At 69.9% G+C, this 25,139-nt stretch carries 19 protein-coding genes and 1 pseudogene; 10 read left to right on the top strand and 10 right to left on the bottom strand.

The window, feature by feature from the left end:
- Positions 1-63: 63 nt before the first annotated feature.
- A complete protein-coding gene (locus ASE16_RS04215; protein ID WP_055890887.1) occupies positions 64-1,500 on the bottom strand; it encodes a phosphomannomutase/phosphoglucomutase in 1,437 nt (478 codons plus the stop codon).
- Positions 1,501-1,532: 32 nt separating this feature from the next.
- Positions 1,533-1,718, bottom strand: a pseudogene (locus ASE16_RS04210) (DUF3499 family protein); the annotation flags it as partial.
- 42 nt (positions 1,719-1,760) lie between these two features.
- On the opposite strand from ASE16_RS04210, the gene ASE16_RS04205 reads away from it, so the two are divergent.
- Positions 1,761-2,204: a metallopeptidase family protein gene (locus ASE16_RS04205; protein WP_055890879.1), complete on the top strand. Its 444-nt coding sequence runs from the start codon at positions 1,761-1,763 to the stop codon at positions 2,202-2,204.
- A 32-nt stretch (positions 2,205-2,236) separates the two neighbouring features.
- On the opposite strand, the gene ASE16_RS04200 is transcribed toward ASE16_RS04205, so the two are convergent.
- The 5 genes from ASE16_RS04200 to ASE16_RS04180 form a co-directional block, all read right to left on the bottom strand.
- On the bottom strand, positions 2,237-3,667 hold the full coding sequence (locus ASE16_RS04200) for a DUF5719 family protein (RefSeq protein WP_055890876.1): 1,431 nt from the start codon (positions 3,665-3,667) through the stop codon (positions 2,237-2,239).
- Positions 3,660-6,986 (bottom strand): glycosyltransferase family 2 protein, encoded by a 3,327-nt coding sequence (locus ASE16_RS04195; RefSeq protein ID WP_055890871.1) that lies wholly within the window; start codon positions 6,984-6,986, stop codon positions 3,660-3,662. The genes ASE16_RS04200 and ASE16_RS04195 overlap by 8 nt, the downstream gene beginning before the upstream one ends.
- Before the next feature lie 151 nt (positions 6,987-7,137).
- On the bottom strand, positions 7,138-7,458 hold the full coding sequence (locus tag ASE16_RS04190) for a WhiB family transcriptional regulator (RefSeq protein ID WP_082581223.1): 321 nt from the start codon (positions 7,456-7,458) through the stop codon (positions 7,138-7,140).
- Between the two features lie 194 nt (positions 7,459-7,652).
- Entirely contained in the window at positions 7,653-8,615 is a 963-nt protein-coding gene (gene galE / locus ASE16_RS04185; RefSeq protein ID WP_055890867.1) for a UDP-glucose 4-epimerase GalE, read from the bottom strand.
- A 61-nt stretch (positions 8,616-8,676) separates the two neighbouring features.
- On the bottom strand, positions 8,677-9,855 hold the full coding sequence (locus ASE16_RS04180; protein WP_055890862.1) for an acyl-CoA dehydrogenase family protein: 1,179 nt from the start codon (positions 9,853-9,855) through the stop codon (positions 8,677-8,679).
- Between the two features lie 139 nt (positions 9,856-9,994).
- Between ASE16_RS04180 and manA the strand changes: the two genes are divergently transcribed.
- The 3 genes from manA to ASE16_RS04165 are packed head-to-tail and all read left to right on the top strand — an operon-like array spanning position 9,995 to position 13,866.
- The gene (gene manA / locus ASE16_RS04175; protein WP_055890859.1) at positions 9,995-11,215 is read left to right on the top strand and encodes a mannose-6-phosphate isomerase, class I; all 1,221 of its coding nucleotides are present in this window, start codon (positions 9,995-9,997) and stop codon (positions 11,213-11,215) included.
- A 25-nt stretch (positions 11,216-11,240) separates the two neighbouring features.
- Positions 11,241-12,566: an O-antigen ligase family protein gene (locus ASE16_RS04170; protein ID WP_055890856.1), complete on the top strand. Its 1,326-nt coding sequence runs from the start codon at positions 11,241-11,243 to the stop codon at positions 12,564-12,566.
- A 10-nt stretch (positions 12,567-12,576) separates the two neighbouring features.
- A complete protein-coding gene (locus ASE16_RS04165; protein ID WP_055890853.1) occupies positions 12,577-13,866 on the top strand; it encodes an exopolysaccharide production protein in 1,290 nt (429 codons plus the stop codon).
- Here ASE16_RS04165 and ASE16_RS04160 read toward each other — a convergent pair.
- Positions 13,808-15,196: a lipopolysaccharide biosynthesis protein gene (locus ASE16_RS04160; protein ID WP_235500341.1), complete on the bottom strand. Its 1,389-nt coding sequence runs from the start codon at positions 15,194-15,196 to the stop codon at positions 13,808-13,810. The genes ASE16_RS04165 and ASE16_RS04160 overlap by 59 nt on opposite strands.
- A gap of 79 nt (positions 15,197-15,275) precedes the next feature.
- Here ASE16_RS04160 and ASE16_RS04155 point away from each other — a divergent pair, with 79 nt between their 5' ends.
- Positions 15,276-16,163: a glycosyltransferase family 2 protein gene (locus ASE16_RS04155; protein WP_055890850.1), complete on the top strand. Its 888-nt coding sequence runs from the start codon at positions 15,276-15,278 to the stop codon at positions 16,161-16,163.
- A gap of 15 nt (positions 16,164-16,178) precedes the next feature.
- On the opposite strand, the gene ASE16_RS19710 is transcribed toward ASE16_RS04155, so the two are convergent.
- Positions 16,179-18,050, bottom strand: coding sequence for a hypothetical protein (locus tag ASE16_RS19710; RefSeq protein ID WP_162255967.1), 1,872 nt, complete (start codon positions 18,048-18,050; stop codon positions 16,179-16,181).
- A gap of 91 nt (positions 18,051-18,141) precedes the next feature.
- On the opposite strand from ASE16_RS19710, the gene ASE16_RS04145 reads away from it, so the two are divergent.
- From ASE16_RS04145 to ASE16_RS04125, 5 genes are read left to right on the top strand one after another with little or no spacing between them, the layout of a single operon-like run.
- Positions 18,142-19,719, top strand: coding sequence for a DUF2142 domain-containing protein (locus tag ASE16_RS04145; protein WP_055890840.1), 1,578 nt, complete (start codon positions 18,142-18,144; stop codon positions 19,717-19,719).
- A gap of 13 nt (positions 19,720-19,732) precedes the next feature.
- Positions 19,733-20,467: a glycosyltransferase family 2 protein gene (locus ASE16_RS04140; protein ID WP_055890836.1), complete on the top strand. Its 735-nt coding sequence runs from the start codon at positions 19,733-19,735 to the stop codon at positions 20,465-20,467.
- 2 nt (positions 20,468-20,469) lie between these two features.
- Positions 20,470-20,847 (top strand): DUF2304 domain-containing protein, encoded by a 378-nt coding sequence (locus ASE16_RS04135; RefSeq protein ID WP_055890832.1) that lies wholly within the window; start codon positions 20,470-20,472, stop codon positions 20,845-20,847.
- 6 nt (positions 20,848-20,853) lie between these two features.
- A complete protein-coding gene (locus ASE16_RS04130) occupies positions 20,854-22,458 on the top strand; it encodes a DUF2142 domain-containing protein (protein ID WP_055890827.1) in 1,605 nt (534 codons plus the stop codon).
- 25 nt (positions 22,459-22,483) lie between these two features.
- Positions 22,484-24,175, top strand: a complete 1,692-nt coding sequence (locus ASE16_RS04125) for a DUF2142 domain-containing protein (protein WP_055890824.1) — start codon at positions 22,484-22,486, stop codon at positions 24,173-24,175.
- Here the strand turns inward: ASE16_RS04125 and ASE16_RS04120 are convergent.
- Positions 24,150-25,139, bottom strand: a complete 990-nt coding sequence (locus ASE16_RS04120) for a glycosyltransferase family 2 protein (RefSeq protein WP_055890821.1) — start codon at positions 25,137-25,139, stop codon at positions 24,150-24,152. The two genes, ASE16_RS04125 and ASE16_RS04120, sit on opposite strands and share 26 nt — an antisense overlap.

Below are 25,139 nucleotides of genomic sequence, written 5' to 3'. Positions count from 1 at the left end.
TTGTCGCATCCGGTGCCCGACTCGCACAGTCGTGTGACGAGCGCGTGTGCCTGCGGCGCGTGGTCAGGCGCGGATGAGCGCCAGCACCTCGTCGCGGATGCGTTCCATCGTCGGGAGGTCGGCCGCCTCGACGTTGAGCCTGAGTAGCGGCTCGGTGTTCGACGGACGGACGGAGAACCACCAGAACGGCTCGTCGCCTCCAACGAATCCGGTCACGGTCAGGCCGTCGAACTCGTCGAATTCCGCGCGTCCGGTGAACTCCTCGACGATGCGCGTGAACGCGGCAGGCACGTCGTCGACGGTCGAGTTGATCTCGCCGGACATCGGGTACGGCGTGAACCGGGCGGACAGCGCCGACAGCGGCTCGTCCTGGCCGCCGAACTCGGCGAGCAGGTGCATGGCCGCGAGCATCCCGTTGTCCGCACTCCAGAAGTCGCGGAAGTAGTAGTGCGCGGAGTGCTCTCCGCCGAAGATCGCACCGGACTCGCGCATCGCGTCCTTGATCAGCGTGTGGCCGACGCGCGTGCGCAGCGGGGTGGCGCCCGCGGCCTCGATGGTCTCCGGGACGACGTTGGACGTGATCAGGTTGTGGATCACCGTGATGTCGGCGTCAGGGTCCTCGCGGCGCGCCCGGGCGATCTCGCGCAGCGCGACGATCGCCGCGACGGCGGACGGCGTGACGGCGTCGCCGTTCTCGTCCACCACGAAGCAGCGGTCGGCGTCCCCGTCGAAGGCGAGCCCGAGGTCGGCCCCATGCTCGACCACCGCGCGCTGCAGGTCGACCAGGTTCTTCGGGTCGAGCGGGTTGGCCTCGTGGTTGGGGAACGATCCGTCGAGCTCGAAGTACATCGGGACGATCGTGAGCGGAAGGGCGGGAAGCCCCGCCGCCTCGCCGAGCACCGCCGGCACGGTCAGCCCACCCATGCCGTTGCCTGCATCCACCACCACGGTGATCGGCCGGATGCCGGACAGGTCGACCAAGGACCGCAGGTATGCGGCGTAGTCGGCGATGACGTCCTGCTCGCGGAAGCCGCCTGGCTCTGCGACAGCGTCGACGCCGTCGTGCAGGTAGACGGCTGCGCGGTCGCGCACACCGGCGAGCCCGGTGTTCATGCTGAGACCCTGCGCCCCCGCCCTGGAGAGCTTGATGCCGTTGTACGTCGCGGGGTTGTGGCTGGCGGTGAACATGGCCGCGTCAGCGGCCAGAGCACCGGACGCGTAGTACGACTCGTCCGTCGAGCACAGCCCGATCGACACCACGTTGGCGCCCCTGGCCTGCGCTCCGCGCGCGAACGCCGCGGCGAACGTCGGCGATGAGTCGCGCATGTCGTGGCCGACGATGACGTCCTTGCCAGCCGCGCCGACCTCGTCGACGAATCCGGCGGCGATGGCGGTGACGACCTCCTCCGTCAGATCCTTGCCGACGAGACCACGGATGTCGTAGGTCTTGACCACGGCGTCGAGCGAGGAGTTGCTGGGGACATCACGGTTGCTGCTCACGCCCCATAACCTACTTCACCGAACACCTCGTGTCGCACAATCTGCCAGCCCTGCGGCGCGGACAGTCGCTCGGCGTGGATGGCGCACAGATCGTACGAGTGCGGCTCGTGGCTCAGGCTCAGCGGGCCGAGGACAGCCATCGAGTCCGCGTACACGTACGTGAGCGTGGCCACGGCATCGCGTGGACACGCCACGCGGGAACATGGTCGGCTCAACATCGGGCTCAGAATACCCGAGCCTGCGCGTCGTAGGATGGCGACATGCCCCGGAACCGCCGCTCGAGCAGCCAGCCGCCTGCCACCTCCCGGTGGCGCAGCAGGCACGGGCGGGGAGCGCGGGGGCCGGTGACGGGCCCGCACCTGCCGATGCTGAACAACCGCATCGACCTCTTCGACATGACCGTCGCATCCACGGCCGACTACCTCAAGGGCGTCTGGCCGAACGAGCTCGCCGACGTGCACTTCGAGGTCGCTGCGACCCCGATCGGCAACACGGGAAGCGACGGCGTCGACCGCTGGCACGTCGACCACGCCCAGCGCCGCATCGTGCTCTACCGCGTGCCCATCCAGCGCCTCACCAAGTTGCACCGCAACGACGACCTGCACCGCAGGATGTACGTCGAGGGCTGCGTGTTCCGCGCGGTCGCCGAGTTGCTTGGCAAAGACCCGTGGGACCTGGCGCCGGATCGCTACCGGCACTTCTGACGCTTGCGAGGGAGAGCACGCGTCGGTCTCCGCTACCGCGGGTAGACCTCGATCGGTGCGGCCAGCGGGCCAGGCGGGTTGAGCGCGAACGAGCTGGCGAGACCGTCCGCGGCGAAGCTGACGCTCACGTAGAGGCCGTCGCCGCCGGTGACCGTGTACATCCCAGCGCCCACCTTGACGTTCGCCGCTCCCTCAGCGGGGATGGTGAGCGTGGCAGGCTTGCCCGTGCGGCCCTCGATGGTGACCTTCTGGTCCTTCTCGCCCGGGTTGGCGAAGTGCATCATCGGGGTCGGTGCCGGCGGCACAGCGGCGAGGAAGGTGTCCCCCATCGGCTGCGACGACGTGAACCAGGTGAAGTCCTGCGACTTGGACCCCGCCACCGAGGTGCGCGCTGCGGCGACGACAGGCACGGACGAGCGGACGGTGACGGTGTAGTTGCCGTCCTTCAGGTGGTCGAGCGGGATCTCGGCGACGACGCCGGCCTTCACCGTCTGCGCGTACGAGTTGCCGACGGCCGTTCCGTTCTCGCCGACGGCGCCGACGGTGATGTCCGCATCCTGATCGCCGGGCACGAACACGCGGACGGCGGGGAGGTCGGCGCCGTAGCTCTCGCCGGACTGCGCGCCCTCGATGGCCGCAAGGTTCGCGATCGTCATGCCGGAGATCACCTGTACGCGCGACGGAGAGCCTGTCGCGCCTGACAGCTCGACGCCACGCGGGTCGATCCCCTGCTCGAAGCTCTGCTGCAGCGACGCGAGCACCTGCCCGCCCGTGCTCTGCACGTGGACGACGGGAGCGGCGACGGAGGGCGCGAGGCCGGCGAGCGGGATCACCTTCTGCGCCCCGGCTGGGACGACGATGCCGGCGGCGCCCGGTGCGGCAATGGCCCCGGTCTCGGCGAAGATCGTGAGGTTGACGGTCGCCTGCACGGAGGTCGGGTTGGAGAGCATGACCAGGCTTGTCTGACCGAGAGAGGTCGAACCGGCGACGAGCCAGCTGTCCGCGCTCGCTTCGCCGCACGCGGCAGCAGCGACGCCTGCGAGGTCGTCGGTCGTGGCGTTCTGGGACTGGGCGCCGGCGAGGAGCGGCGGCGTGCTCGCACCCTGCGGCGTGGCGATGGTGAGCGTCTGCGGTGCCTCAGAGCGGCTCCCGCCGTCCGAGTCCGCCTTCAGCGACCTGGTCTCGATGCTCCCGCCGTCCGCGCCGTATGTGGAGCTGGCCGGACCGAACGGGGAGGCGGTGGTCGCCGCTCCGGCGTCGGCCGCGAGGGCGAGCAGCGGGCCGGGGCAGACGCGCTGCTGGTCGGCCGGCACCGGCTTCACGGTGGAGACGGGTGCGGAGATCTGGAACGACGGGAGCGGCAGCAGCGACGCGCCCGCGATGGCGATGCCGGCGACGCCGAGACCGATGACACCGCTGACGACCCGGATGCTCACCCTGGCGATACCTCGCTTGTCAGCCACGGTCGCCTCCTTCCGTTGCGCGACGCGGGCGGATGATCGTCTCCTCGAGACCTTCCTCGAGCGTTGTGGGGGTGGTGGGCGTTGTGACGAGCGCGTCGTCGGTGGCAGCTGGCTTCGATTCCGGCTCCGGCTCTGGTTCTGCCGTGGTCTCGGGCTGAGGTTCGGCGTCACGCTCCGGTTCGGGCTCGGGGTCCGGGTCCGGTTCCGGCTCCTGCTCTGGTTCCGGCTCCTGAACCGGTTCCACCTGCGGCTGCGGCTCCGGCTCCTGGGCCGGCTCCGCCTGCGGCTCGCGCTCCGGCTCCGTCTCCTCCTCGGCAGACTCCACGGAGGCCTCGTCGTCCGGTTCTGCCTCGTACTCGGACAGCGTCTCGTCTGCGACGGCCTCCTCGCCGTCCTTCGGAGCCTCCGGCTCGTCGTCCGGCGTCACGACGCCGTCGTCCTCTCCGCCGTGGCGGCGCTTCGGGCGGCGGGCGTTCAGCTCGGCGACCCGGTCGGCCGAGCGGGTGGTCGGGATGGCCATCAGCAGCGTGATGCCGATGACGATGCCCTGCACCAGCAGCACGATCAGGCGCCAGATTCCGCCGGCGTCCGCAGGGACGATCGCGGCCTTCGGCTCGACGGAGGTCCCGCGATCGAACGCCCAGAGCTGGCCGCTCACCGTCGCTCCGACCGGCGCGAGCAGCGGGTTCGCGTCCAGGGCAGTGGATGCCCGCGTCCCGCTGACCTTCGCAGGCTCACTGACCGGCCGAGGCGTGTTCGACGTCTGGTTGAGCTCCACCGCGGCCGGCGCGAGCAGCACGAAGTCGATGCCGAGGCGCTTCATCGTGGCAGAACCGTCGTAGCCGCTCTGCGACGACAGGTTGCCCGCAAGCGTCGCCAGGTCCTTCTGGCCGGAGCTGAGCGTGCGTTCCGTGGAGCTCAGCGTGGTCTGCACATCCAGGGTCTGGCCTGCTCCGCGGACGAGTTCGGCGGAGATGCTGCCGTCCGGCTGCGGTGTGATCCGCAGGGTGCCCGTTCGCGGCTGGGTGGCCGCCTTGGCCGTGACGACCGCCGGCATCGTGCGTCCGTCGCTCGCGACGACGTCGGACTGGCCGTCGTGCATGGCGATGGCCGATGGGACCGCAGCGATGGCGATGGTGAGGATCGCGACCCAGGCGGGGTACACCGCGGCGCGCCCGATGGCGGACAGGGCGAGCACGGCGGCGCCGATCAGCCCGAGCCAGTAGAGGCTGAGCGCACTGCCGGGCCAGATCGGAACGACGGTCGAGCCTGCGACCGCGACCTGGACGTGCAGGGCCGTGACGGCGGAGAGGAAGCCGACCAGCGCGACGACCAGCGCGACGATCGCCCTGCTCGATCCTTTGAGGAACAGAGCGAGGATGGCGAGAACGCCGAGCGGGGCGAGCAGGATCGGGACGATGACGTTCGGCGCGGCCTCTGGGAGGGCGAAGCTCGAGCCGAGCGCTGCGCCCAGGTCGTGCCAGCCGCCGAGCGTCCCGTCCGGGAAGCCGAGGGCGAGTTGCCAGGCGGGCGTCTGACGCGCATCCAGGGCCACCCCTGGATCGGCGAAGATCGACAGCCACGCGCCGCGGGTGGCCTGCTGCCAGACGAGCGGCGCGAACAGCACCACCGCGGGCAGCGGGATGAACGCGATGCGTCCAGCACGACGCCCGCTGAACGCGATCGCCGCGATCCAGGCCACCAGCAGCGCGGGGATCAGCACGGGGGCGCACGCCGCCGTCGCAGCCGCCAGCAGAGCCGTGACAGCGCTGGCCGCCCAGGAACGGCGCGCGGCGAGGCCGGCGAAGAACAGCCACGGAAGCAGGACGTGCGCGAGCACGGCGGCCGGCCGGCCGCCCTGGAGCGCGACGAGCAGCGTCGGCGCGAGCGCGTACGCGAGACCGGCGAAGACGCGCAGCGTCGTCTTCGCGGTGAGTCGCGCAGCGGCGAGCCAGGCGCCGAGGGCGGCGAGCGGGATCGCGAGGAAGTACAGCCCGACCATCGCGACGGACGGCTGCCAGAACGTCAACGTGCCGAGCACCGCCAGCACGGCGGAGAACGGGTCGGCGGCGCCGGTGAAGCCGAGGCCGACATCCCGCCAGCCGTAACCGAGGTTCGCCCAGAGCTGGCCGACAGAGGAGGTCAGCGGGAGCAGCCCTCCCCCGGTCAGTGCGCTGCTGCCGAACAGCGGGAAGAACAGCGCGACGCCCACGACGAGAGCGGCGAGCACCGTCCAGCCGCCACCCGTCCCGAAGAAGTCCAGCTCCTGGCGTTCGCCCTGCTGGCCGACCAGCGCGGCCTCGCGTTTCAGCGCGCGCGCACGACGCACCTCGTCGAACGGGATGCGCAGAGGCGCGACGGCGGCCCAGCCGACGGTCTTGTTCGTGGCGAGCACGCGGCGGGCGTTGCTCACCTTCATCCCGGAGAACGCGACGCGGAAGGCGGCCGCGAGCTCACCGCCGACGGAGCCTGGCTCCTTGCGCAGGATGCGCCCGATGGAGCGCAGGATCGCGAGCGGCACAAGGCTGAGCCAGTGGAACGGGACGGCAGCTGCCGGCGCGTAGACCATCCGGCGGTGGAGCTGTGCTGCGCGACGCTCCTTGGTGAGGCGGCGGCGCACCGTCCACTTGCGCGAGAGGTTGGGGCCGGCGACGCCGTCGCCTGCGATGGCCACTCTGGCCTGCGCCACGAGCGAGACGCGGTATCCGGCCAGGCGCACCCTGGTGCAGAAGTCGAGACCGTCGTCTGCGGTCGGGAGGCCAGGATCGAACCCGCCGAGCGCATCCCACACGGTCTGGCGGACGATCATCCCGGCCGACGAGACGCCCAGCACATCGCTGAGGCCGTCGTGCTGGGCCTGGTCCATCTCGTTCTCGACGAGGGGAACCGCTGCCCCGAGCGGCGTCATCGCCACACCGAACTCGCGGATGAACGCCGCGTCCTCCCAGTCGACCAGCTTTGGCCCGGCGACGGCGACCGACGGAGAGACCTCGACCGCGCCGAGGAGCGCTTCGAGAGCGCCGGGCTCCGGCGCTGTGTCCTGCGCGAGCAGCCACAGCCACTCGTGATCGGACGACGGAGGAGCCGTGACGCGCACGCCGGTGGCGACGGCGGCGCCGAACGGCAGCTTCTCCTGCACGGAGAGCAGCTGGGTCGGGCGGAAGTCGGCGAGCAGCTTGGCGGCGTCGTCTGTCGACGCACAGTCGACGGCGATCACGGCGTCCGGTTGTCTCGTCTGTGCCGCGATGGCGTCGAGAGTGCGCTGAAGGTGGGGACCGCCACTCTGGGCGACGACGATGGCAGTGACTCTCGGATACATCGGGAGTCAGCCTAGGTTGGCGTCGCGTCGATCCGTGGAGGCAGATCGGGCGCGGCGCGAATTCACGATCGGCCCTGGGAGTCGGGTGAGTTCGAGCTGATCGCAGGCAGAAGAACGGGTCGGACGCGTGTCGGACCGTGGTGGATCGACGTCAGCTGGCGCGCTTGCGGAGCTTGCGACGCTCGCGCTCGGAGAGGCCGCCCCAGATGCCGAATCGCTCGTCGTTCGCGAGAGCGTATTCGAGGCACTGCGTCCGCACCTCGCACGAGGTGCAGATCCGCTTCGCGTCGCGGGTCGACCCGCCCTTTTCCGGGAAGAAGGCTTCTGGGTCGGTCTGTGCGCAGAGCGAGTCGGACTGCCAGGCAAGCGGATTGTCGTCGTCGACATTCGGCCGGACACCCGGAACCCCCAGTTTGACCGGGTCGATGAACCAGTCGTCGGGTACTCCAGAGCGATATTCAGGAACTGTCATATCGGACTCCCACCCATTAACTGCTAAGCACGCAAGACAACGTGTTGGAATAATTACACCGTTGTCATTCGCCAGAGTCAAGTCGCAAATCGTAAAGCCTTAAGTCCAGGTCGAGACTTCGCGACGCGCCGACGGTCGACAACAATCCCGACACGCCCGGCCGTTCTACCCCCGTCGAGCGGCCCGGGGAAGCGTCAGGACGCCGCTTGACGTGCTTCCCAGGCGCTCCGGACCATCTCGTCCAGGGTGTGGCGCATCTTCCAGTCCAGATCCCGGGCGGCGAGTTCACCGGATGCGACGATCCTTGCAGGATCTCCGGCTCGGCGCGGCCCCACTTCTGGGGTGAAGTCGATGCCGGTCACGCTCGACACGGTCGACATGATCTCGCCGACGGAGACCCCGTCGCCGCTGCCGAGGTTGTAGACCGGCTCGATGCTCTCGCCCGCATCCAGCCGCTTGGCCGCCGCGACATGCGAGACGGCCAGGTCGGCGACGTGGATGTAGTCGCGCACGCAGGTGCCGTCCTGGGTCGGGTAGTCGGTGCCGTTGATCCGCGGAGTCCGGCCGTCCACCAGCGCGTCGAACACCAGAGGGAACAGGTTGTGCGGGCTGGTGTCGCGCAGCGAGGGATCGCCGGAGCCGACCACGTTGAAGTAGCGCAGGCTGGTGTGGCGGAGGCCGGCGGCGACGCCCTGGTCGCGCAGCAGCCACTCGCCGATCAGCTTCGACTCGCCGTACGGCGACTCGGGGCTCTTGGGGGTCTCCTCCGTGACGAGGTCCGTGTCCGGCGTGCCGTAGACGGCGGCGGACGAGGAGAACACCATCGCGTCGACGCCTGCCTCCTGCATCGCGGCCAGCAGCACGGCCGTCGCCGTCACGTTCTGCTCGTAGGTGTGCAGCGGGCGCTGCACGGAGACGCCGGCGTACTTGAAACCAGCGACGTGCACGACGCCGGACACGCTGTTCTCGGAGAACACCTTCTCGAGCAGCGCGCCGTCGAGGATGGTCCCCCGGTAGAAGGGGACCTCGGCAGGCACGAACTCCTCATGCCCGCTCGACAGGTCGTCGACCACGACGACGTCGATGCCCTCCGAACGGAACGCCCGCACGATGTGCGAGCCGATGTACCCAGCTCCTCCGGTCACCAACCACGCCACGCGGTCCTCCTCTTTCGCTCGACTGCGGAAGGCCCAGCCTAGCGGCGCGCGGTGACCGCTCCTAGACGAACGCGGCCTGGCCGGTGATGGAGCGGCCGACGATCAGGGTGTTCATCTCGCGGGTGCCCTCGTAGGAGTACAGCGCCTCGGCGTCGGCGAAGAAGCGGGCGACGTCGTAGTCGATCACGATGCCGTTCCCGCCCAGGATCTCGCGGCACCAGGCGACGGTCTCGCGCATCCGGGAGGTGGTGAACGCCTTGGCGAGCGCGGAGTGCTCGTCGCGCTGCTGACCGGCGTCGAGCATCTCGGAGACGCGGGTGCAGAGGGCGATGGACGCGGTGATGTTGCCGAGCGACTTGACCAGCAGATCCTGGATGAGCTGGTGTGCTCCCAGGGGCTTGCCGAACTGCACGCGCTCCTTGGCGTAGGCCACCGCCGCCTCGTACGCGCCGATCGCGACGCCGACGGCCGCCCAGGCGACCTCGGCACGGGTGAGGCGGAGCACGGCCGCCGTGTCCTTGAACGAGTTGGCGTTCTGCAGGCGCAGCGACTCCGGCACGACCACGTTCTCGAGGGTGATGTCCGCGTTCTGGACCATGCGGAGGGACTGCTTGCCCTCGATCTTGGTCGCCGTGTACCCGGGCGTCGAGGTCGGGACGATGAAGCCCTTCACCTGGCCGTCCTCGGCGCTCTTCGCCCAGATGATCGTGATGTCGCTGAAGGTGGCGTTCCCGATCCAGCGCTTCGAGCCGTTGAGCACCCAGTTGTCGCCGTCGCGCGTGGCGATCGTGCGGAGGCCCTGCGCGGAGTCGGAGCCGGACAGCGGCTCCGTGAGGCCGAACGCGCCGAGCACGTCGCCGCTGGCGAGCTTCGGCAGCCACTCCGCCTTCTGCTCATCGGAGCCGCAGACGCCGATGGCGCCGAGCGCGAGACCGTTCTGCACCCCGACGTACGTGCTGACGGACGCATCCACCCTGGCGAGTTCGAGCGCGACCCAGCCGCGGAACACGGCCGAGTTCTCGAACTGCGCCGTCTCGGGGAAGCCGAGCCCGATGGTGCCCGTCTTGTGCAGACCCTCGATGATCTGGTGCGGGAACTCCGCGCGCTCCCAGTGCTCGTTCACGATCGGCTTCACCTCGGTCTCGAGGTAGACCCTGAGGTCCGCGAGGAATTCCTTCTCCCTGGTGCTGAGAAGGTCCTCATATCCGTAGAAATCGCTGGCGAGGGTCTCGAAGGACATTGCTGCTCCATTGCGTCGTTCGGCGGGATGACGGGTCCGCCGGCGCGAGGCAGGCGACCAGCGTCAGCCTAGAGACGGGGAATCGGCGCGCAAAAGCGATTGGTAGTTTGGTCTAACGAATCGAAAGGGACCACGACGGATGTTTGTGCGCATCGGCAATACCCCCCGCGACTACGCCTGGGGTTCCACCACCGCCATCGCCGGGCTTCTCGGCACCACGCCGAGCGGCAAGCCGGAGGCCGAGCTGTGGCTGGGCGCGCATCCAGGATCGCCGTCGGTGATCGCCGACCCGTCGCAGACCGGGGGCGCCGCCGACCTCGCCGCCTGGACAGCAGCCGACCCTCAGACATCCCTCGGGCAGCCGGATGCGCACCTCCCGTACCTGCTGAAGGTGCTGGCCGCCGCCGGTCCGCTCTCCCTGCAGGCCCACCCGTCGTCCGCCCAGGCAGCGGAAGGGTTCGCTCGGGAGAACGCCGCCGGCATCCCGCTCGACTCCCCAGAGCGCAACTACAAGGACCCGTTCCACAAGCCCGAACTCATCTACGCGCTCAGCGACACCTTCGACGCGCTCTGCGGGTTCCGCGACGTCGCCAGGAGCGCCGCCATCTTCTCCGCACTGGCGGAGACGGCGGCGGATGGCGAGCAGGCCGTCATCTCCGCCTTCGCTGCGACGCTGACCGGCGAGCCGACCGCCGTGCTCCGCGCCGCCACCGAGTGGCTGCTCGGCGGCGACCACTCAGTCGGAGAACTCGTCGGCGCGGTCGTTGCCACGGCCATCGCGATCGAGCCAGACCCTGCCGGCGACGACCTCGCTGTCGCCGCCGACACCGTCCGGATGCTCGCCGAGGCCTTCCCCGGCGACCCCGGAATCGTGCTCGCTCTGCTGCTCAACCGGGCGACGCTGCGCCCTGGCGAGGTGCTCTACCTCCCGGCAGGGAACATCCACGCGTACCTGCGCGGGCTCGGCATCGAGCTCATGGCCGCCTCGGACAACGTGCTGCGCGGCGGCCTGACGCCGAAGCGGATCGACGTTCCCGAGCTGATGAGCATCCTCGACTTCCGCCCGATCGTCGCGACGCCGATGGCCGCGGAGCACCCTGCACCAGGGGTCGACGTGTTCCGGCCGGACGTGCCGGACTTCGCCCTCGACCATGTGACGGTCGGGGCGGCGACGCCGTCGACGCGCATCCCCCTGCCTGGCGCAGGCATCGCGATCTGCACCGCAGGCTCTGTGCAGCTCGCGGGAGAGCACGACGGCCTGACGCTCGCGCGCGGCGAGTCCGTCTTCATCACGCCGGACGAGGCCGCGGTCACCGTCTCCGGAGACGGAACGGTGTTCGTCGCCACACCGAACGCCTGAATTCCCGTCCGCTAGTCTTCCCAACGTGACCTCCGCTCCCACCGCTTCGTCCGTCAGAGCACGCGTCGCCGCCGCCGCGTCCGGCACGGGCGTCGCGGCGTTCGCGACCCTGCTGCTGTTCACGCTGTTCGCGGGCGACTTTTGGCGGAACCTGATCAGCTGGCCGGCCTACTTCGTGCTCGCCGGGCTCCTCGCCGCCGGCAGCATCGTGATCCTGGTGCGCAGCCGCCCCACCTTCCACTGGCGCAGGCTGCCCAGGATGCTCGTGCTGTTCCTGCTGCTGGCGACGGTCTCGATCGCGTGGTCGGCATACCCCGGCGCGAGCGCTCTCGGTGTGTTCGCCCAGTACGCGACGACAGCGGGTGCGGTGTTCCTCGCCCTCTGCCTCGACTGGTCGCAGCTGCTACGCGTGCTGTCGAACGCGTTCCGCTGGATCCTCGGCCTGTCGCTGCTGTTCGAGTTCATCGTGGCCGCGTTCGTGCGGCACCCCGTGCTGCCGTTCTGGGCGGAGTACCCCTCCGGCAAGCTGCCTGCCGCGTTCTACTGGAGCAGAGGGCTGCTGTTCCACGGCGGGCAGATCCAGGGCATCCAGGGCAACAGCAACCTTCTCGCGATGGTGGCGCTGCTCGCCGTGATCGTGTTCGCCATCCAGCTCGCCGACCGCACCGTCCGGCGCGGAGCAGGCATCACCTGGCTGGTGATCGCCGTGCTGACGCTCGGCCTCACCCGCTCCTCCACCGTCATCGTCGCCGGCCTCGCCACCGCTGTCGTCTTCGCCTTCGCGATGTGGATGCGCAGGGTCGGCCCCGACCGGCGGCGTCCCGTCTACCTCACCGCAGCGGCGCTCGTCGTGGTCGTCGGCGGGCTGCTGATCGCGTTCGCGTCGCGCATCCCGGCCCTGTTCGGCAAGAGCGAGGACCTGACGGGCCGGCTGGACATCTGGCACGCCGTGATCGGGCTCGCGCAGGAGCGCCCGGCGTTCGGCTGGGGCTGGGTGAGCTACTGGGCGCCGTGGGTCGAGCCGTTCAAGGGCCTCGCCGTCCGCAACCACGTGCAGTATCTGCAGGCGCACAACGCCTGGTTGGATGTGTGGCTGCAGCTGGGCATCGTCGGGCTGATCGTCTTCATCCTCCTGGTCGCGACAACGCTCGGCCGCTCCTGGTTCTTCGCCGTCGACCGGCCGCGCACCACCGTCGCGGACACCCAGCCGTACACCGCGCTCGGTCTGCTGCCGCTGCTGCTGATCGCCGCCCTCATCGCGCAGAGCGCCGCGGAGAGCCGCATCCTGATCGAAGCGGGCTGGGCGATGCTCGTCGTGCTCTCCGTGAAGACGAAGCAGACCACACCGTAGGATTGCGTTCATGGCCGCGACCCGTCGAACCCTGGTCCCCGTCGCGGTGACCGAGTTCCTGGGTTCTGCGCGGTTCAACTCCGCCCTGTCGCTCGTGGCCGTCGGCGTCGGATTCTCCACGCACGCGATCCGCGCGGTCATCGGCTGGCCTGGCCTCATCGGCGCTCTCGCCGTCGTCGTGGTGCTCGCCGCGCTGTCGTTTATCGCGCAGCGGAAGCTGATCGAGTGGCACGGGCTGCTGCCGATCTCCATCCTGCTATTCGTCGGCTGGTGCGCCGTCTCGATCTTCTGGAGCACGTACCAGTGGGCGACGCTCGCCGGGGTGCTCTATCAGCTCAGCTTCGCCTTCCTGGCCGTCTACATCGCCCTGGTGCGGGATGCGATTCAGATCGTGCGAGTGGTCGGCGACGTGCTGCGGGTGCTGCTGACCGCATCCCTCGCGTTGGAGGTGCTGAGCGGCATCCTGCTCGACCTGCCGATCCGGTTCCTCGGCATCCAGGGCAACATCGCGCTCGGGGGGCCAATCCAGGGATTGTTCGGCTCGCGCAATGCGCTCAGCATCGTGGCGCTGATCGCGTTCGTGACGTTCCTGGTGGAGCTCCGCACCCGCTCCGTGCGCGCGCCGCTGGCCGCGGTCTCCATCTCGCTCGCCGTGCTCTGTCTGCTCTTCGCCCACTCCCCCGTGATCGCGGCGGTGGCGGTCGTCGTCGGCCTCGCGACGCTCGCGCTGTTCGCGCTGCGCAAAGTGCCGGCCCACCAGCGGCCGTACTACCAGTGGGGCCTCGCGGTCCTGACCATCGCCGTACTCGTGTCGGCGTGGATCTACCGCACCAGAGTGATCGACCTGCTGAACGCCAGGGCCGACTTCCAGGTGCGCTACCAGCTGTGGATCCAGATCTGGGAGCTGATCCCGGTGGAGCAGACGGTCGGATGGGGCTGGGTGGGAAGCTGGCCGACCGAGCTGTACCCGTTCACGGCCATCCAGGCGGCCACGGGCGTCTACCACGCAGACGGCCTCAACGCGTATCTCGACGTCTATCTGCAGGTCGGCATCATCGGGCTGCTGCTCTTCGTCGCGCTGCTCGCCCTCGCGTTCGGGCGCTCCTGGCTGCTCGCATCCAACAAGCGCAGCGTCGTCTACGCCTGGGCCCCGCTCGTGCTGGTGGCGCTGCTCGTCACCAGCGTGTTCGAGAGCTCGATCCTCGTGGAGGCCGGCTGGCTGCTCCTCGTGATCTGCGCGGTCAAGGCCTCGCAGGGGATGAGCTGGCGGCTTCGGCTGGCACGGCACGACCAGAGCTGACCCGCAGCCAGACCAGGTGCACCGCGAGGCCGACCGCCGGCCCCGACGCGAGGGCGAGCGCTGCCCGGATCGGCAGGTCGATCGGAATGAACAGCACGGCGAGCGAGACGAGCGACGCCACCACCCAGCCCGTCGCATATCCGCCGTGCAGCCCCTTGGCGAGCACGGCGGAGCCGCTGACGCAGAGCGCGCCGATCAGGCCGGACGACGCGATCAGGGCGACGAGAACCCCTGCACCCAGGTCGAACTGCTCGCCGAACACGAAATGCATCACGGGCACGCCCCACAGCCAGGCGGCGAGGCACAGCACGACGATCACAGCGGCGATGCCGGCGATGATCGTGAGCATGGTGCGCGTGGCCCGCTCCGGATGGTGCGAGAACTGACTGACCAGGAAGCTCGACAACGCCATCAGCGGCACCAGGATGGGCGCGCGCGTCAGCGTGACGGCGAGCACCAGCGATCCGAGGTCCGCGTGGTTCTGCGGCCCGGAGAAGAACGACAGCACCAGCGGGAAGCCGTTGATCAGGATGGCGGTCGCCGACGCCGCCAGCATCGTGCGCCCCGTGTTGGCGATGAGGGTGGAGACGCCGATGGTGACGCGCGCGTTGGCGACGAGCGCCTTCGGCGCGGAGGCGAAGACGATCGCCAGCGAGACCGGGAACGGCAGGATGACGGCGATGGCGAGAGCGACCAGGTCGTCGGTGAACGCCAGCACGGCGACGACGCCGATGACGCGCAGCACACCGTCGAGCGCGACGATGGCCGCGAGCTGCCGCCACATGCCTGCGCCGGCCATGACACCGGATGCGGCGGCCACCAGGCAGTTGAGGCCCGCGCCGACCGCGACGAACCAGGCGAGGCCGGCGTTCTGCGCTCCCAGGCTCGGCGTCGCCCAGAGCAGGCTGGTCGCCAGCACGGCGAGCACGACCACGACGGCGACCATCGCGGCGAACCGCCACATCGAGGTGCGGCGGGAGGCGGAGGCGGCGCGGACTGCTGACCCGGTGCGCGCATCCACGTCGGCCTGCGCCTGCATGGCGGTCTGGGCCACCGCCCTCGTGGACTCCTGCTGCAAGCCGAAGAGGATGCCGATCACCAGGAACAGGGCGGACCAGAACACCGAGAACACGCCGTATCCCGCTGCGCCGACGGAGGTGAACACCCGCCAGGTGACCACATACCCAGCGAGCCCGGAGACGACCGTCGCTCCGAGGATCAGAGCGACGGACGAGCGCCCGCCCGACCCGGCCGGCTGAGACTCCCACTCGTCGGGGATCGGCTCGTTGAGCGGCTCGTAGCTGGTGATGGGAGACTCCAGGGGTGGCATGACAGGATGGATGCTCTGCCGCTAGGCGCGGCAGGCCAACCCTACGACGAAAAGCTCCGAGCGGACGAAACCCTCCACCGTGACCATCGACATCATGATGCCGTACTACGGCGACCCAGAACTGTTCCGCGACGCCGTGCGCAGCGTCATCGCCCAGACCGACCAGGACTGGCGACTCGTCGTGATCGACGACGTCTACCCCGACACGGAGCCTGGCGAGTGGGTGAGCGGTCTCGGCGATGCGCGCATCCACTATCTGCGCAACGAGACCAACCTGGGCGTGAGCGGCAACTTCACCAAGTCGGTGGAGCTGGTCACCAGCGAGCACTTCGTGCTGATGGGATGCGACGACCTGCTCGAACCCGGCTACGTGGCCAGGATGCGCGCCGCGATCGCCGCGCATCCCACCGGCGCGTACTTCCAGCCGGCGGTGACCGTGATCGGCGACGACGGCACGCAGACGCTCCCCCTCGCCGACCGGGTGAAATCCTGGTACCGGCCGTCGCACAGCACGCCGGTCGAGCTGAGCGGCGAGAAGCTGGCGGTGAGCCTGCTGCGCGGCAACTGGACGTACTTCCCGTCGATCTGCTGGCGAACGGACGCTGTCCGCCGCCACGGCTTCGACCCCGAGTTCGACGTGGTCCTCGACCTCAACCTGCAGCTCGACATCGTCCTCGACGGCGGCAGCCTCTTGCTGCTGCCCGACCACGAGTTCCGCTACCGCAGGCACTCGGGCAGCGTCTCCTCCTGGACGGCGCAGGACGGCAGCCGCTTCGACGAGGAGCGCGCGTTCTTCCTCACCGCGGCGGCGGTGCTGAAGAAGCACGGCTGGCGCAGGGCGGCGCGCGTGTCGTCCGCGCACTGGTCGTCACGGCTCAACGCGGCGACGAAGCTTCCGTCCGCGCTGGCGAAGCGCGACGGCGCAGGGATGCGGTCGCTGCTGAGGCACATGTTCCTCGGGTGGTGACCGCGCCGCGCGCGATCACCCCGCCGTCGGTACCTGTCCCACCAGCACCGTCACGTCCACATCCGGGCAGGTCAGCGCGAGCTTCGCCGGCAGCGACTCGCTCCTGGTGTGAATGGTCACGCCATCGCCCCAGGCCTTGACGGCCGAGCACACGTCTTTCACCGACGTCGTGTCGAGGTAGTAGGAGTACGGGCGGATCGGGTCGGTGCCGCTGGTCGCCGATGCGCCGAGGAGCCAGAGGTTGGCGAAGCCGTCCGCTTTCCAGTCGAAGTATCCGACGAGCATGTTCTTCGCGTCGGCCGGGTCGTCCAGGGCGAACATCGTCGGGAGGACATCGTCGCCGGACGCGACCCCCTCTCCCGCGAGGATGTCGGCGTACGGGAGCAGGGAGCCGACGGTCGGCGGTTTGGGGAGGACGCTCGCAGCCACCGACACGATCGCGACGAGCACCCCTGCCGTCGCCGCCACTCTGGGCCAGACCGCGAGGTCGACCCGCGACAGGCCTTCCAGCGCGAGACCGATCGCGACGACGAGGAGCAGGATGCCGCCGAACCAGACCAGCTTGGCCGGGTAGTAGCCCCACCAGTACGCGGCCGCCTGCACCTGCGTGCCGAGGTAGGCGTACAGCCCGGCGAAGGAGACGGACACCGTGACCACTCCGACGAGGTCGGCGCGCGTTCCCGCCGTCCGCGCAGAGACAGCGGCGATGGCGACGCAGAGGCCGATCATGATGAAGAGCAGCGCCGGCGTCACCGGCGCCATCGAGCCGCCCTGCGCGAGCGCGCCCTGGTCGCGGCGCAGGTCCCGCAGCGAGACGAGCACCCCGTATGCGAGCAGTTGCACCGCCGCGACCCCGAGGATCGTCCAGGACAGCCACCCGAGCGAGCGCGGGCTGCGCAGGATGTGGCGCACGGCCGGCACAGCGGCGAGCGCGAGCGGCACGATGGCGAGGAAGGCCCAGAGGGCGAGCAGAGCTGTCGTCATCGCGAACAGCAGCGCCACGGCGATCACCGGGGCACGGGGCGCTGCCCGCCAGGCGAGCCAGCTTCCCAGCAGGCAGGCGACGGTGGGCATCACGTTGTAGAACCCGAACTCGAACGAGAACCCAGCGACGAACCAGGATGCGATCAGCGCGGAGCCGAGGACGGCCCCGATCGCCCGGAACACCGGATGCTCCGGCCGGATCAGCTGCGCGATCACGAGACCGGCGAGCAGGCTGGTGATCACCGTCGCCAGCGCGAACGTCTCTGCCATCGCAGCGATGTCGTGCTTGAACAGGTCGGTCATTGCGATCCCGGCCCGTCCGGGCGCCATGCCTGCTGCGAGCAGGATCGCGGTCATCGGGGACGAGTTCGGGTGAAGCGACGGGATGAGACCGCGGTCGTCGAGCAGGAATCTCGCGGACACCAGGTTCCACACCGCGTCGCTGCGCATCGCCCAGGAGAGCGCGTTGCCGTCGCGCAGCGCGGGGAGGATCGCGAACACCGCCCCGACCGCGGCCGGGATCACGGCAGCGGGAAGGACTCCCCACCAGATCCTCCGGCCAGGCAGCCGCAGCCGGTCGCCGCCGGCGGCGACGAGCACCAGCCCGGCCAGGGCGATGAGGACGAAGACGAGCAGATTGCCGGTGAAGACGCCGAGTCCGATCCGGTGGAAGACCCTGATCGCGAACGCCTCGACAGCGAGCGGGACGGCGATCGCCGACACGACGCCGAGGCTCCAGCCGCCGAAGGCTGCGACCCCCGTCGCCAGGCACAGCGCGGCCGCCGCGGCCAGGATCCACACCGTCCAGCCGGCGCCGACGGCCACCAGGCCCGCGGCAACGGCGATGAGCAGCACGCCCACCACCCACCAGCGGGAAGCGGGGCGACGGGTGATATCGTCCACTTGTTCCTCTCCGATGGAACCCGGTTGTCCGAGATCCGAACCTACCTCACGCGCCGGGCCGTCGGCCATCCGAACGACGACAGGACGGTGCATGACCAAGCACGACGGGCACGTCCGGCCCGCCCGCCGCCCGATCACCGTGTTCGGCATCGCCTTCGGCCTGCTGTTCCTCCTGATGGCGAGTTTCTCCGTCGCCACCCCGCAGGGCGCGAGCCCTGACGAGCCTGCGCATGCCATTCGCGCGTACGCCGCAGCGCACGGCGAGCTCTTCGGCCCGGACTCGGCGAGCATCCCCGGCACCATCGACCAGACCGTGTCCACATACTTCGCCAAGCTCGAGTCGCACATGCCGTGCTTCAAGAGGAACGTGGCGGTCACCCCGTCCTGCGTCGCCCCCGTCGAGAACCAGGATGCGCCGACCACCGGCCACACCTCCACCACGGTCAACACCCCTGTCTTCTACGTCCTCGTCGGCTGGCCGACCGCCTTCCTCGACGGCGCGAAGGGCCTGTACGGGATGCGGCTGGTCAACGCGCTGCTCTGCTCCGCCCTGCTCGCTCTCGCGTTCACCGCCCTCCGCGCGCTCCCCCGCTCCCGCTGGGCGCTGGCCGGGCTCGCGGTCGGCGTCACGCCGATGGTGCTCTTCCTTTCCGGAACGCTCAACCCGAACGGGATCGAGGTCGCCGCGTCCGCGGCCGCGTTCGCGCTCCTGCTGCTGACCTTCGGGACGCCGGCTGCCGGCGGCCGGCTGGTGCTGCGCATCCTGGGCATCGTGGCGGTGAGCCTGCTGCTGGTGAACACCAGGAGCATCGCGATGCTGTGGCTGGCGCTCGCGTTCGTGATCGCGCTGCTGCTCGGCAAGCGGGAGGTACTGCGCACCGTGTTCCGGTCGTGGCTGACCTGGGTGGGCATCGTCGTGATCGGCGCCGTCGCTGTCGCCGCAGCGGTGTTCTATCTGCGTCCGCGCTCTCTGACCCCCGGCTATGCGCCCGTGGGGGCCGGGAGCAGTTGGTGGCAAGGCTTCTCGAACACGCTCGACGGCACGTTCAGCTTCATGATCGGCTGGATCGCGCAGTTCGGCTGGATGGAGATCCCGGCCCCGGCGCTCACGGTGGCCGTGTGGGCGACGGTCGGCGGCATGGTGATCCTGCTCGGCTCCACGCTCGGTCCCCGCACCGTGAAGATCGGCGCCCTGCTGCTCGGACTGGCGATCGTATTCGTTCCGCCGTTCTCGCAGGCCGCTGTCATCCACGACGCCGGATACATCTGGCAGGGCAGGTACACCATCGCGCCCGCCGTGCTCCTCGCGGTGCTCGCGGGGATCGGCCTCGACCACGCACTCCCGGCAGCGGACAAGCGGCTGACCGCCGTGATGCGGGTGGCCGTCGTGCTGCTCGGCATCGCCCAGCTCGCAGCGTTCCTCTGGATGCTGCGCCGCTACGTCACCGGGCTGCAGCAGAACCTCACCTGGATCGACATGCTCAGGGCGCCGCAGTGGCAGCCGCCAGGCGGGTGGCTCCTCGTCACCGTCGTCTTCGCGATCACGACGGGACTGGCGGTGTGGCTCCTGATCAGGACGCTCAGCAGGACATGCGACAATGGGGAACCGACAGAGGCCGTCCTTCCCGACCGGCCGAGCGCACCCCCTCTGACGCCCACACCGATCTAGTACGTTGACTTCCATGCCCTTCGATCTCTCTCAGACGCTGATCGTGATGCCCGCCTTCAACGAGGAGGCATCCGTCGCAGACGTCGTCACCGAGGTCTACGCCAAACTGCCAGGCGTGACCTGCCTCGTCGTCGACGACGGCTCGACGGACGAGACTGCGCGCATCGCCAAAGAGGCAGGGGCACTCGTCGCATCCATGCCGTTCAACATGGGGGTCGGCGGCGCGATGCGCCTCGGTTTCCAGTTCGCCCGCGACAACGGCTTCTCCGTCGCCGTGCAGATCGACGCGGACGGCCAGCACGACCCTGGCAACGTCCCGTCGCTGCTCGCCGCCCTCGACGATGCCGACCTGGTGATCGGCGCCCGGTTCTCCGGGCAGGGCGACTACGAGGTCCGGGGTCCTCGCCGTTGGGCCATGAACGTGCTCTCGACGGTGCTCAGCCGCGTCGTGAACACGCGCCTCAACGACACCACCAGCGGCTTCAAGGCCAACGGCCCCCGCGCGATCGACCTGTTCGCGCACTCCTTCCCCGCCGAATACCTCGGAGACACGGTCGAGGCGCTGGTGATCGCCGCTCGCGGCGGACTGCGGGTCGCTCAGGTGCCCACCTCGATGCGGCCGAGAGCCGGCGGTCAGCCGTCGCACAACCCGATCAAGGCGGCCGTCTATCTGGCCCGCGCCTTCATCGCCCTCGTCGTCGCGCTCATGCGCCCCCGCACCGCCATCAAGGAAACGGCAACAGCCTGACCATGTCGATCACCAGCTACATCTTCGGAATCCTCGCCGCCCTGCTCACCCTCGCGGTCGTCATCGAGATGCTGCGCCGCGGCCGGATGCGCGAACGCCACGCGATCTGGTGGCTGATCGCCGGTGTCCTCGCCCTCATCATCGGCGTCTTCCCGACCATCCTGGACTGGCTGGCCGGCCTGATCGGCGTCGGAGCGCCCGTCAACCTGGTGTTCTTCGTGAGCATCGCCGTGCTGTTCCTGGTCTGCATCCAGCACAGCTCGGAACTGACCACCCTCGAGAGCAAGACCCGCACCCTCGCAGAGCGCAGCGCGCTGCACGAGCTGCGGATCGCCGAGCTGGAGCAGCGCATCGCCGCACTCAGCGACGAAAAGGAGTAACACCCGGTGAGCACCACCGACACCACGCCGTCCGCCGGCTCGCTTTCGACCCCCCAGGAACAGAGCACAAGCGAACGGCCGAGGGTCTGGCGCGCGTTCCTCGTCGTCTGGGTGCTGCTGTCCGCCCTCTGCGCCAGCTGGGCCGTCGCCACGCCGATCGGTGCGTCGCCGGACGAGCCTGCGCACATCGTGAAGGCGGCGAGCGTCGCGCGCGGCCAGTTCATCGGCACCCCGTCCGCCGACGGCCACAGGGTCACCGTCCCCGCCTACGTGGCGCGCACCCAGGACGACACCTGCTTCGCCTTCCATCAGGAGCGACCTGCCGCGTGCGGACTCGCCCCGCTCACCGACCCTGGCGCGCTCACCACGTCGTACACGACCGCCGGCCTGTACAACCCGGTGTACTACCTGCTGGTCGGCTGGCCGACGCTCCTGCTGCACGACACCTCGGGCATCTACGCGATGCGCATCGTCAGCGGCATCGTCACAGCACTGTTCGCGGCGCTCGCGTTCGCCGTGCTCTGGGGACTGCGACGGCGAGCCATCCCGGTGCTCGGCTTCGCCGTCGCCGTGACGCCGATGCTGCTGTTCCTGGGCGGCTCCGTCAACCCGAACGGTGTGGAGGCGACGGCCACTCTCGCCGTGTTCGCCGGAATCCTCGCTGTGGTGCTCGATCCCGACCGCTCCCGGTTACTGTCGCGCGCCATGATCGTGCTGGCAAGCGGGGCGGTCGCGGTGAACACCCGCGGACTCTCGCCGCTCTGGGTGCTGCTGGCCATCCTCATCCCGTTCGTGCTCGTGCCGTGGCGGACCGTGCTCGCGCTGCTGAGGAAGCCGGCGGTGATCGCCGCGGCGGTCGGCGTCGTGCTCGCCACGATCGCTGCGCTGGCCTGGACGGTCGGCACGAACTCCCTGCACAACGCCGTCGACAACCCCGACCAGACCCCGCAGAGCTTCATCGGCGTCGGCACCAACCCTCTCAGCGGTTTCTTCATCACCCTCGTGCGCACCGCGGAGTACGGCCACGGCCTGATCGGCATCTTCGGCTGGCTCGACACCCCCGCCCCTCCGGAGGTCTACTTCATCTGGGCCGCCATGATCGGCATCGTGCTCGTCGCCGCGCTCGTGCTGCTGCGATCCAGGATGCTCGTCTTCGCCTGGGTGCTCTTCGGCGCGTTCATCCTGCTTCCGCCCGTCATCCAGGCCGCGTACATCACCGGCGGCGGCGTGATCTGGCAGGGCAGGTACAACATGCCGCTGTTCCTCTGCCTGATCGTCGGCCTCGCCGTCGTGCTGGCCACGCGCATCCCCGCCGACTGGGCGACCGCGACGTGGAGGCGCTTCGCCTGGCTCGTGGTCATCGTGCTCGCCTTCGGGCAGCTCTACGCCTTCGAGAACACGCTGCGTCGATACTCTGTGACGCCGATCGGCTCGCTGAAGCAGTTCCTGTTCGGCACCCCGCCGTGGGCTCCGCCCGGCGGGAACCTGCTGTCGCTGCTGGTGTTCGCGGCGCTGGTCGTCGTTGCGTGCTGGCTGGCGCTCCGCGCTGTGCGAAGGGTCGGAGACGCCGACAAGCCGGTCACGCCGGTGGAGCCGCCTGCCGCGATCTGACCCTCCGGTCGGATATCTTTGCCTCATGGGAAACCCACAGGCGGGCGGCGACACGGTCGCGCCGACCGCCCATCCGGCCCGCAGGCGCCGCTCCATCCCGCTGACCGCGTTCTTCGGGGCCTGGGCCGTGCTGTTCGCGCTGATGACAGCGTGGGTGTTCGCGACCCCTCCCTCCGCGTCGCCGGACGAACCGGCCCACATCGTTCGCGCGGCCAGCGTCGTCCGCGGAGAGCTCGTCGGCACGCCGTCGCAGAGCGGCCACATCGTGACCGTCCCGCGCTACATCGCCGAGTCGCACGCCGTCACCTGTTTCGCGTTCAATCCCGCCGTCACCGCGAACTGCGCCTTCACGCCGAGCGCCGACCCGTGGCCGAGCGTCGAGGCGCCGACCACCGCCGGCCTGTACAACCCCCTCTACTACGCCGTCGTCGGGCTCCCGTCCCTGGTCTTCCACGACGCGGGCGGAATCTACGCCATGCGCATCCTGAGCGCCCTGCTGACGACCCTGTTCGCCGCGCTCGCGTTCGCCATCGTGTTCACGATGCGCAATCGCCGGATGCCGTTGCTCGCGTTCGCGGTTGCGGTCACTCCGATGCTCCTGTTCCTCGGCGGCTCGGTCAACCCGAGCGCCGTCGAGGCGACGGCCACGCTCGCCGTGTTCTGCGGGATGCTCGCGATCACCCTCTCCCCCGATCCGGCCCGTCTCACCGGCCGGGCGGTCGTGGTGATGGCCGGAGCGGTCGTGGCCGTCAACTCCCGCGGCCTCTCGCCGCTGTGGGTGGCGCTCGCCCTCGTGATCCCGCTGCTGCTGCTCACCGATCGGGATGCGCTGGTCGCCCTGCTCAGGCGACGCGCCGTCATCGTGCTGATCGCCGTCGTCGCAGCCGGCACCATCGCTGCCGGCCTGTGGACGGTCGGCACCAACTCGCTCGCGAACGCCATCGAGCATCCCGACCAGGCGCTCTCCTTCCCCGGCATCGGCTCGTCGCCGCTCGTCGGCTTCCAGAAGGTCTTCATCGGCACGATCGGATACAGCCAGGGCCTCGTCGGCCTGTTCGGCTGGCTCGACACCCCCGCACCGGACGTCGTGCTCTACCTGTGGGGGCTCGCCATCGGCGCCATCGCGGTCGGCGCGGTGGTCGTGCTCCGGCGCCGCCGCCTGCTCGTCGCGTGGCTGCTCGTCGCCGCCTTCCTGCTCTGCCCTGCGCTGGTGCAGGCCGCGTACATCCACGGCGGAGGGATGATCTGGCAGGGACGGTACAACCTGCCACTGTTCCTCTGTCTCGTCGTCGGCCTGGCCGCGCTGCTCGGCGACACCGCGTTCGTGCGCGCGTCGTACGCCTGGCGGCGCATCGCCGTGATCGTGGTGGTCGGCGCTGCCGGCGCGCAGTTCTGGGCGTTCGAGGCGACGCTCCGCCGCTACGCGGTGGGGTCCAACGGCTCGATGCGCACCTACCTGTTCGGGCAGCCGGCGTGGGCTCCTCCCGGCGGGGTCTGGCTCTGGCTGGCCGTCTTCGCCGTGCTGCTCGTTGCGGCAGCTGCGCTTCTGCTGCACGTTTCCGCGTGGTCGCGGCAGCCGGAGGAGGTCGTGGATGCTGTCGCGGCGTCCCCGGCGCTCGAGGAGGAACAGCCGCGACGTCAGGACGAGGCGCTTCAGCAGCCGGAGGCGCAGCAGGAACCCCAGCCGAGCCTCACGCCGGCTGGAACAGGTCTCTGACCACGTCCATCCACCCCTGGCTTGCCAGCCGCGGGTAGTCGCCGGCCGTCGCGAGCCGCAGCACAGGGACGAACCGCCGCAGCCGGTTGGCGGGAAGAGCAGCGCGCGTCGCCTCGAACTCCGCTTTGCGCTCGGCGAGCGCGGCCTTGGAAGAGTCGACGCCGTCCGCTCCCAGCAGGCTGTCGGCCAGGATGCGCGACCGCTCGGCGAGCATCCTGTTGCGGTCGCCTCGCGCCCCGAGCACGCGGCGGATCTTGTGACCGATGGTCGGGTCGCCGGCGCCGATCTGGTTGGCCGCGTGCCGCCGGTAACGAGTCAGCGGCTCCTCGCTGAGGTCGAGCCTGTCGCGCGCGGCGGCCTGGATCGCCAGCCACTCGTCGTGCACCCACGCGGCGGGGAACGGTCCGCACGCCGCCACGAGGTCGCGGTGCACCATCGCCGTCGCGCCCGTCGCGATGTTGCGGCGGACGAAGACGGAGAAAGCCCGGCCGGAGTGGACGGCCTGCCGATCCTCGTCCGACACCTCCAGCGCTCCGAAGATCGTTCCTCCCGTCGGGGCGCCGTCGTCGTCGATCAGGGTGGCGTCCGTGTGCAGGAAGCCGAGCCCCGGCCGCGCGTCGAACATCCCGGCCAGCTTCTCCAGCTTGCGCGGCTCCCACTCGTCGTCCTGGTCGCACAGCGCGATCAGCTCGCCGGTGGATGCGCGCAGCGCCTGCTCGAAGTTCGCCGTGACTCCCAGCGGCGCCTCGTTGCGCAGCACGACGACCTCCGGGTTCCATCCCGTGGCCGCCTCGTGCGCCCGCAGCTCCTCCTCCAGCATCGCGATCGTCGCGTCCGTCGAGCCGTCGTCGGAGACGACGAGCTGCGTCGGGGGAACCGTCTGCGCGAGCACGCTCGCGAGCTGCCTGCGGATGTACCTGGCGCCGTTGAACGTGCAGAGCGCGACGGAGATCGTGCGCGCCAC

The sequence above is a fragment of the Leifsonia sp. Root227 genome, assembly GCF_001428745.1.
Lineage (GTDB): Bacteria > Actinomycetota > Actinomycetes > Actinomycetales > Microbacteriaceae > Leifsonia.
The sequence above is the reverse complement of the archived record's forward strand: the minus strand, read 5'-3'. Positions and strand labels throughout refer to the sequence as shown.

Excerpts from the sequence above, each read along its gene's own strand:
- ASE16_RS04205 (WP_055890879.1), top strand. The coding sequence starts at position 1,761 with ATGCCCCGGAACCGCCGCTCGAGCAGCCAGCCGCCTGCCACCTCCCGG.
- ASE16_RS04195 (WP_055890871.1), bottom strand. The coding sequence starts at position 6,986 with ATGTATCCGAGAGTCACTGCCATCGTCGTCGCCCAGAGTGGCGGTCCC.
- ASE16_RS04190 (WP_082581223.1), bottom strand. The coding sequence starts at position 7,458 with ATGACAGTTCCTGAATATCGCTCTGGAGTACCCGACGACTGGTTCATC.
- ASE16_RS04180 (WP_055890862.1), bottom strand. The coding sequence starts at position 9,855 with ATGTCCTTCGAGACCCTCGCCAGCGATTTCTACGGATATGAGGACCTT.
- manA (WP_055890859.1), top strand. The coding sequence starts at position 9,995 with ATGTTTGTGCGCATCGGCAATACCCCCCGCGACTACGCCTGGGGTTCC.
- ASE16_RS04165 (WP_055890853.1), top strand. The coding sequence starts at position 12,577 with ATGGCCGCGACCCGTCGAACCCTGGTCCCCGTCGCGGTGACCGAGTTC.
- ASE16_RS04160 (WP_235500341.1), bottom strand. The coding sequence starts at position 15,196 with ATGCCACCCCTGGAGTCTCCCATCACCAGCTACGAGCCGCTCAACGAG.
- ASE16_RS04145 (WP_055890840.1), top strand. The coding sequence starts at position 18,142 with ATGACCAAGCACGACGGGCACGTCCGGCCCGCCCGCCGCCCGATCACC.
- ASE16_RS04140 (WP_055890836.1), top strand. The coding sequence starts at position 19,733 with ATGCCCTTCGATCTCTCTCAGACGCTGATCGTGATGCCCGCCTTCAAC.
- ASE16_RS04135 (WP_055890832.1), top strand. The coding sequence starts at position 20,470 with ATGTCGATCACCAGCTACATCTTCGGAATCCTCGCCGCCCTGCTCACC.
- ASE16_RS04125 (WP_055890824.1), top strand. The coding sequence starts at position 22,484 with ATGGGAAACCCACAGGCGGGCGGCGACACGGTCGCGCCGACCGCCCAT.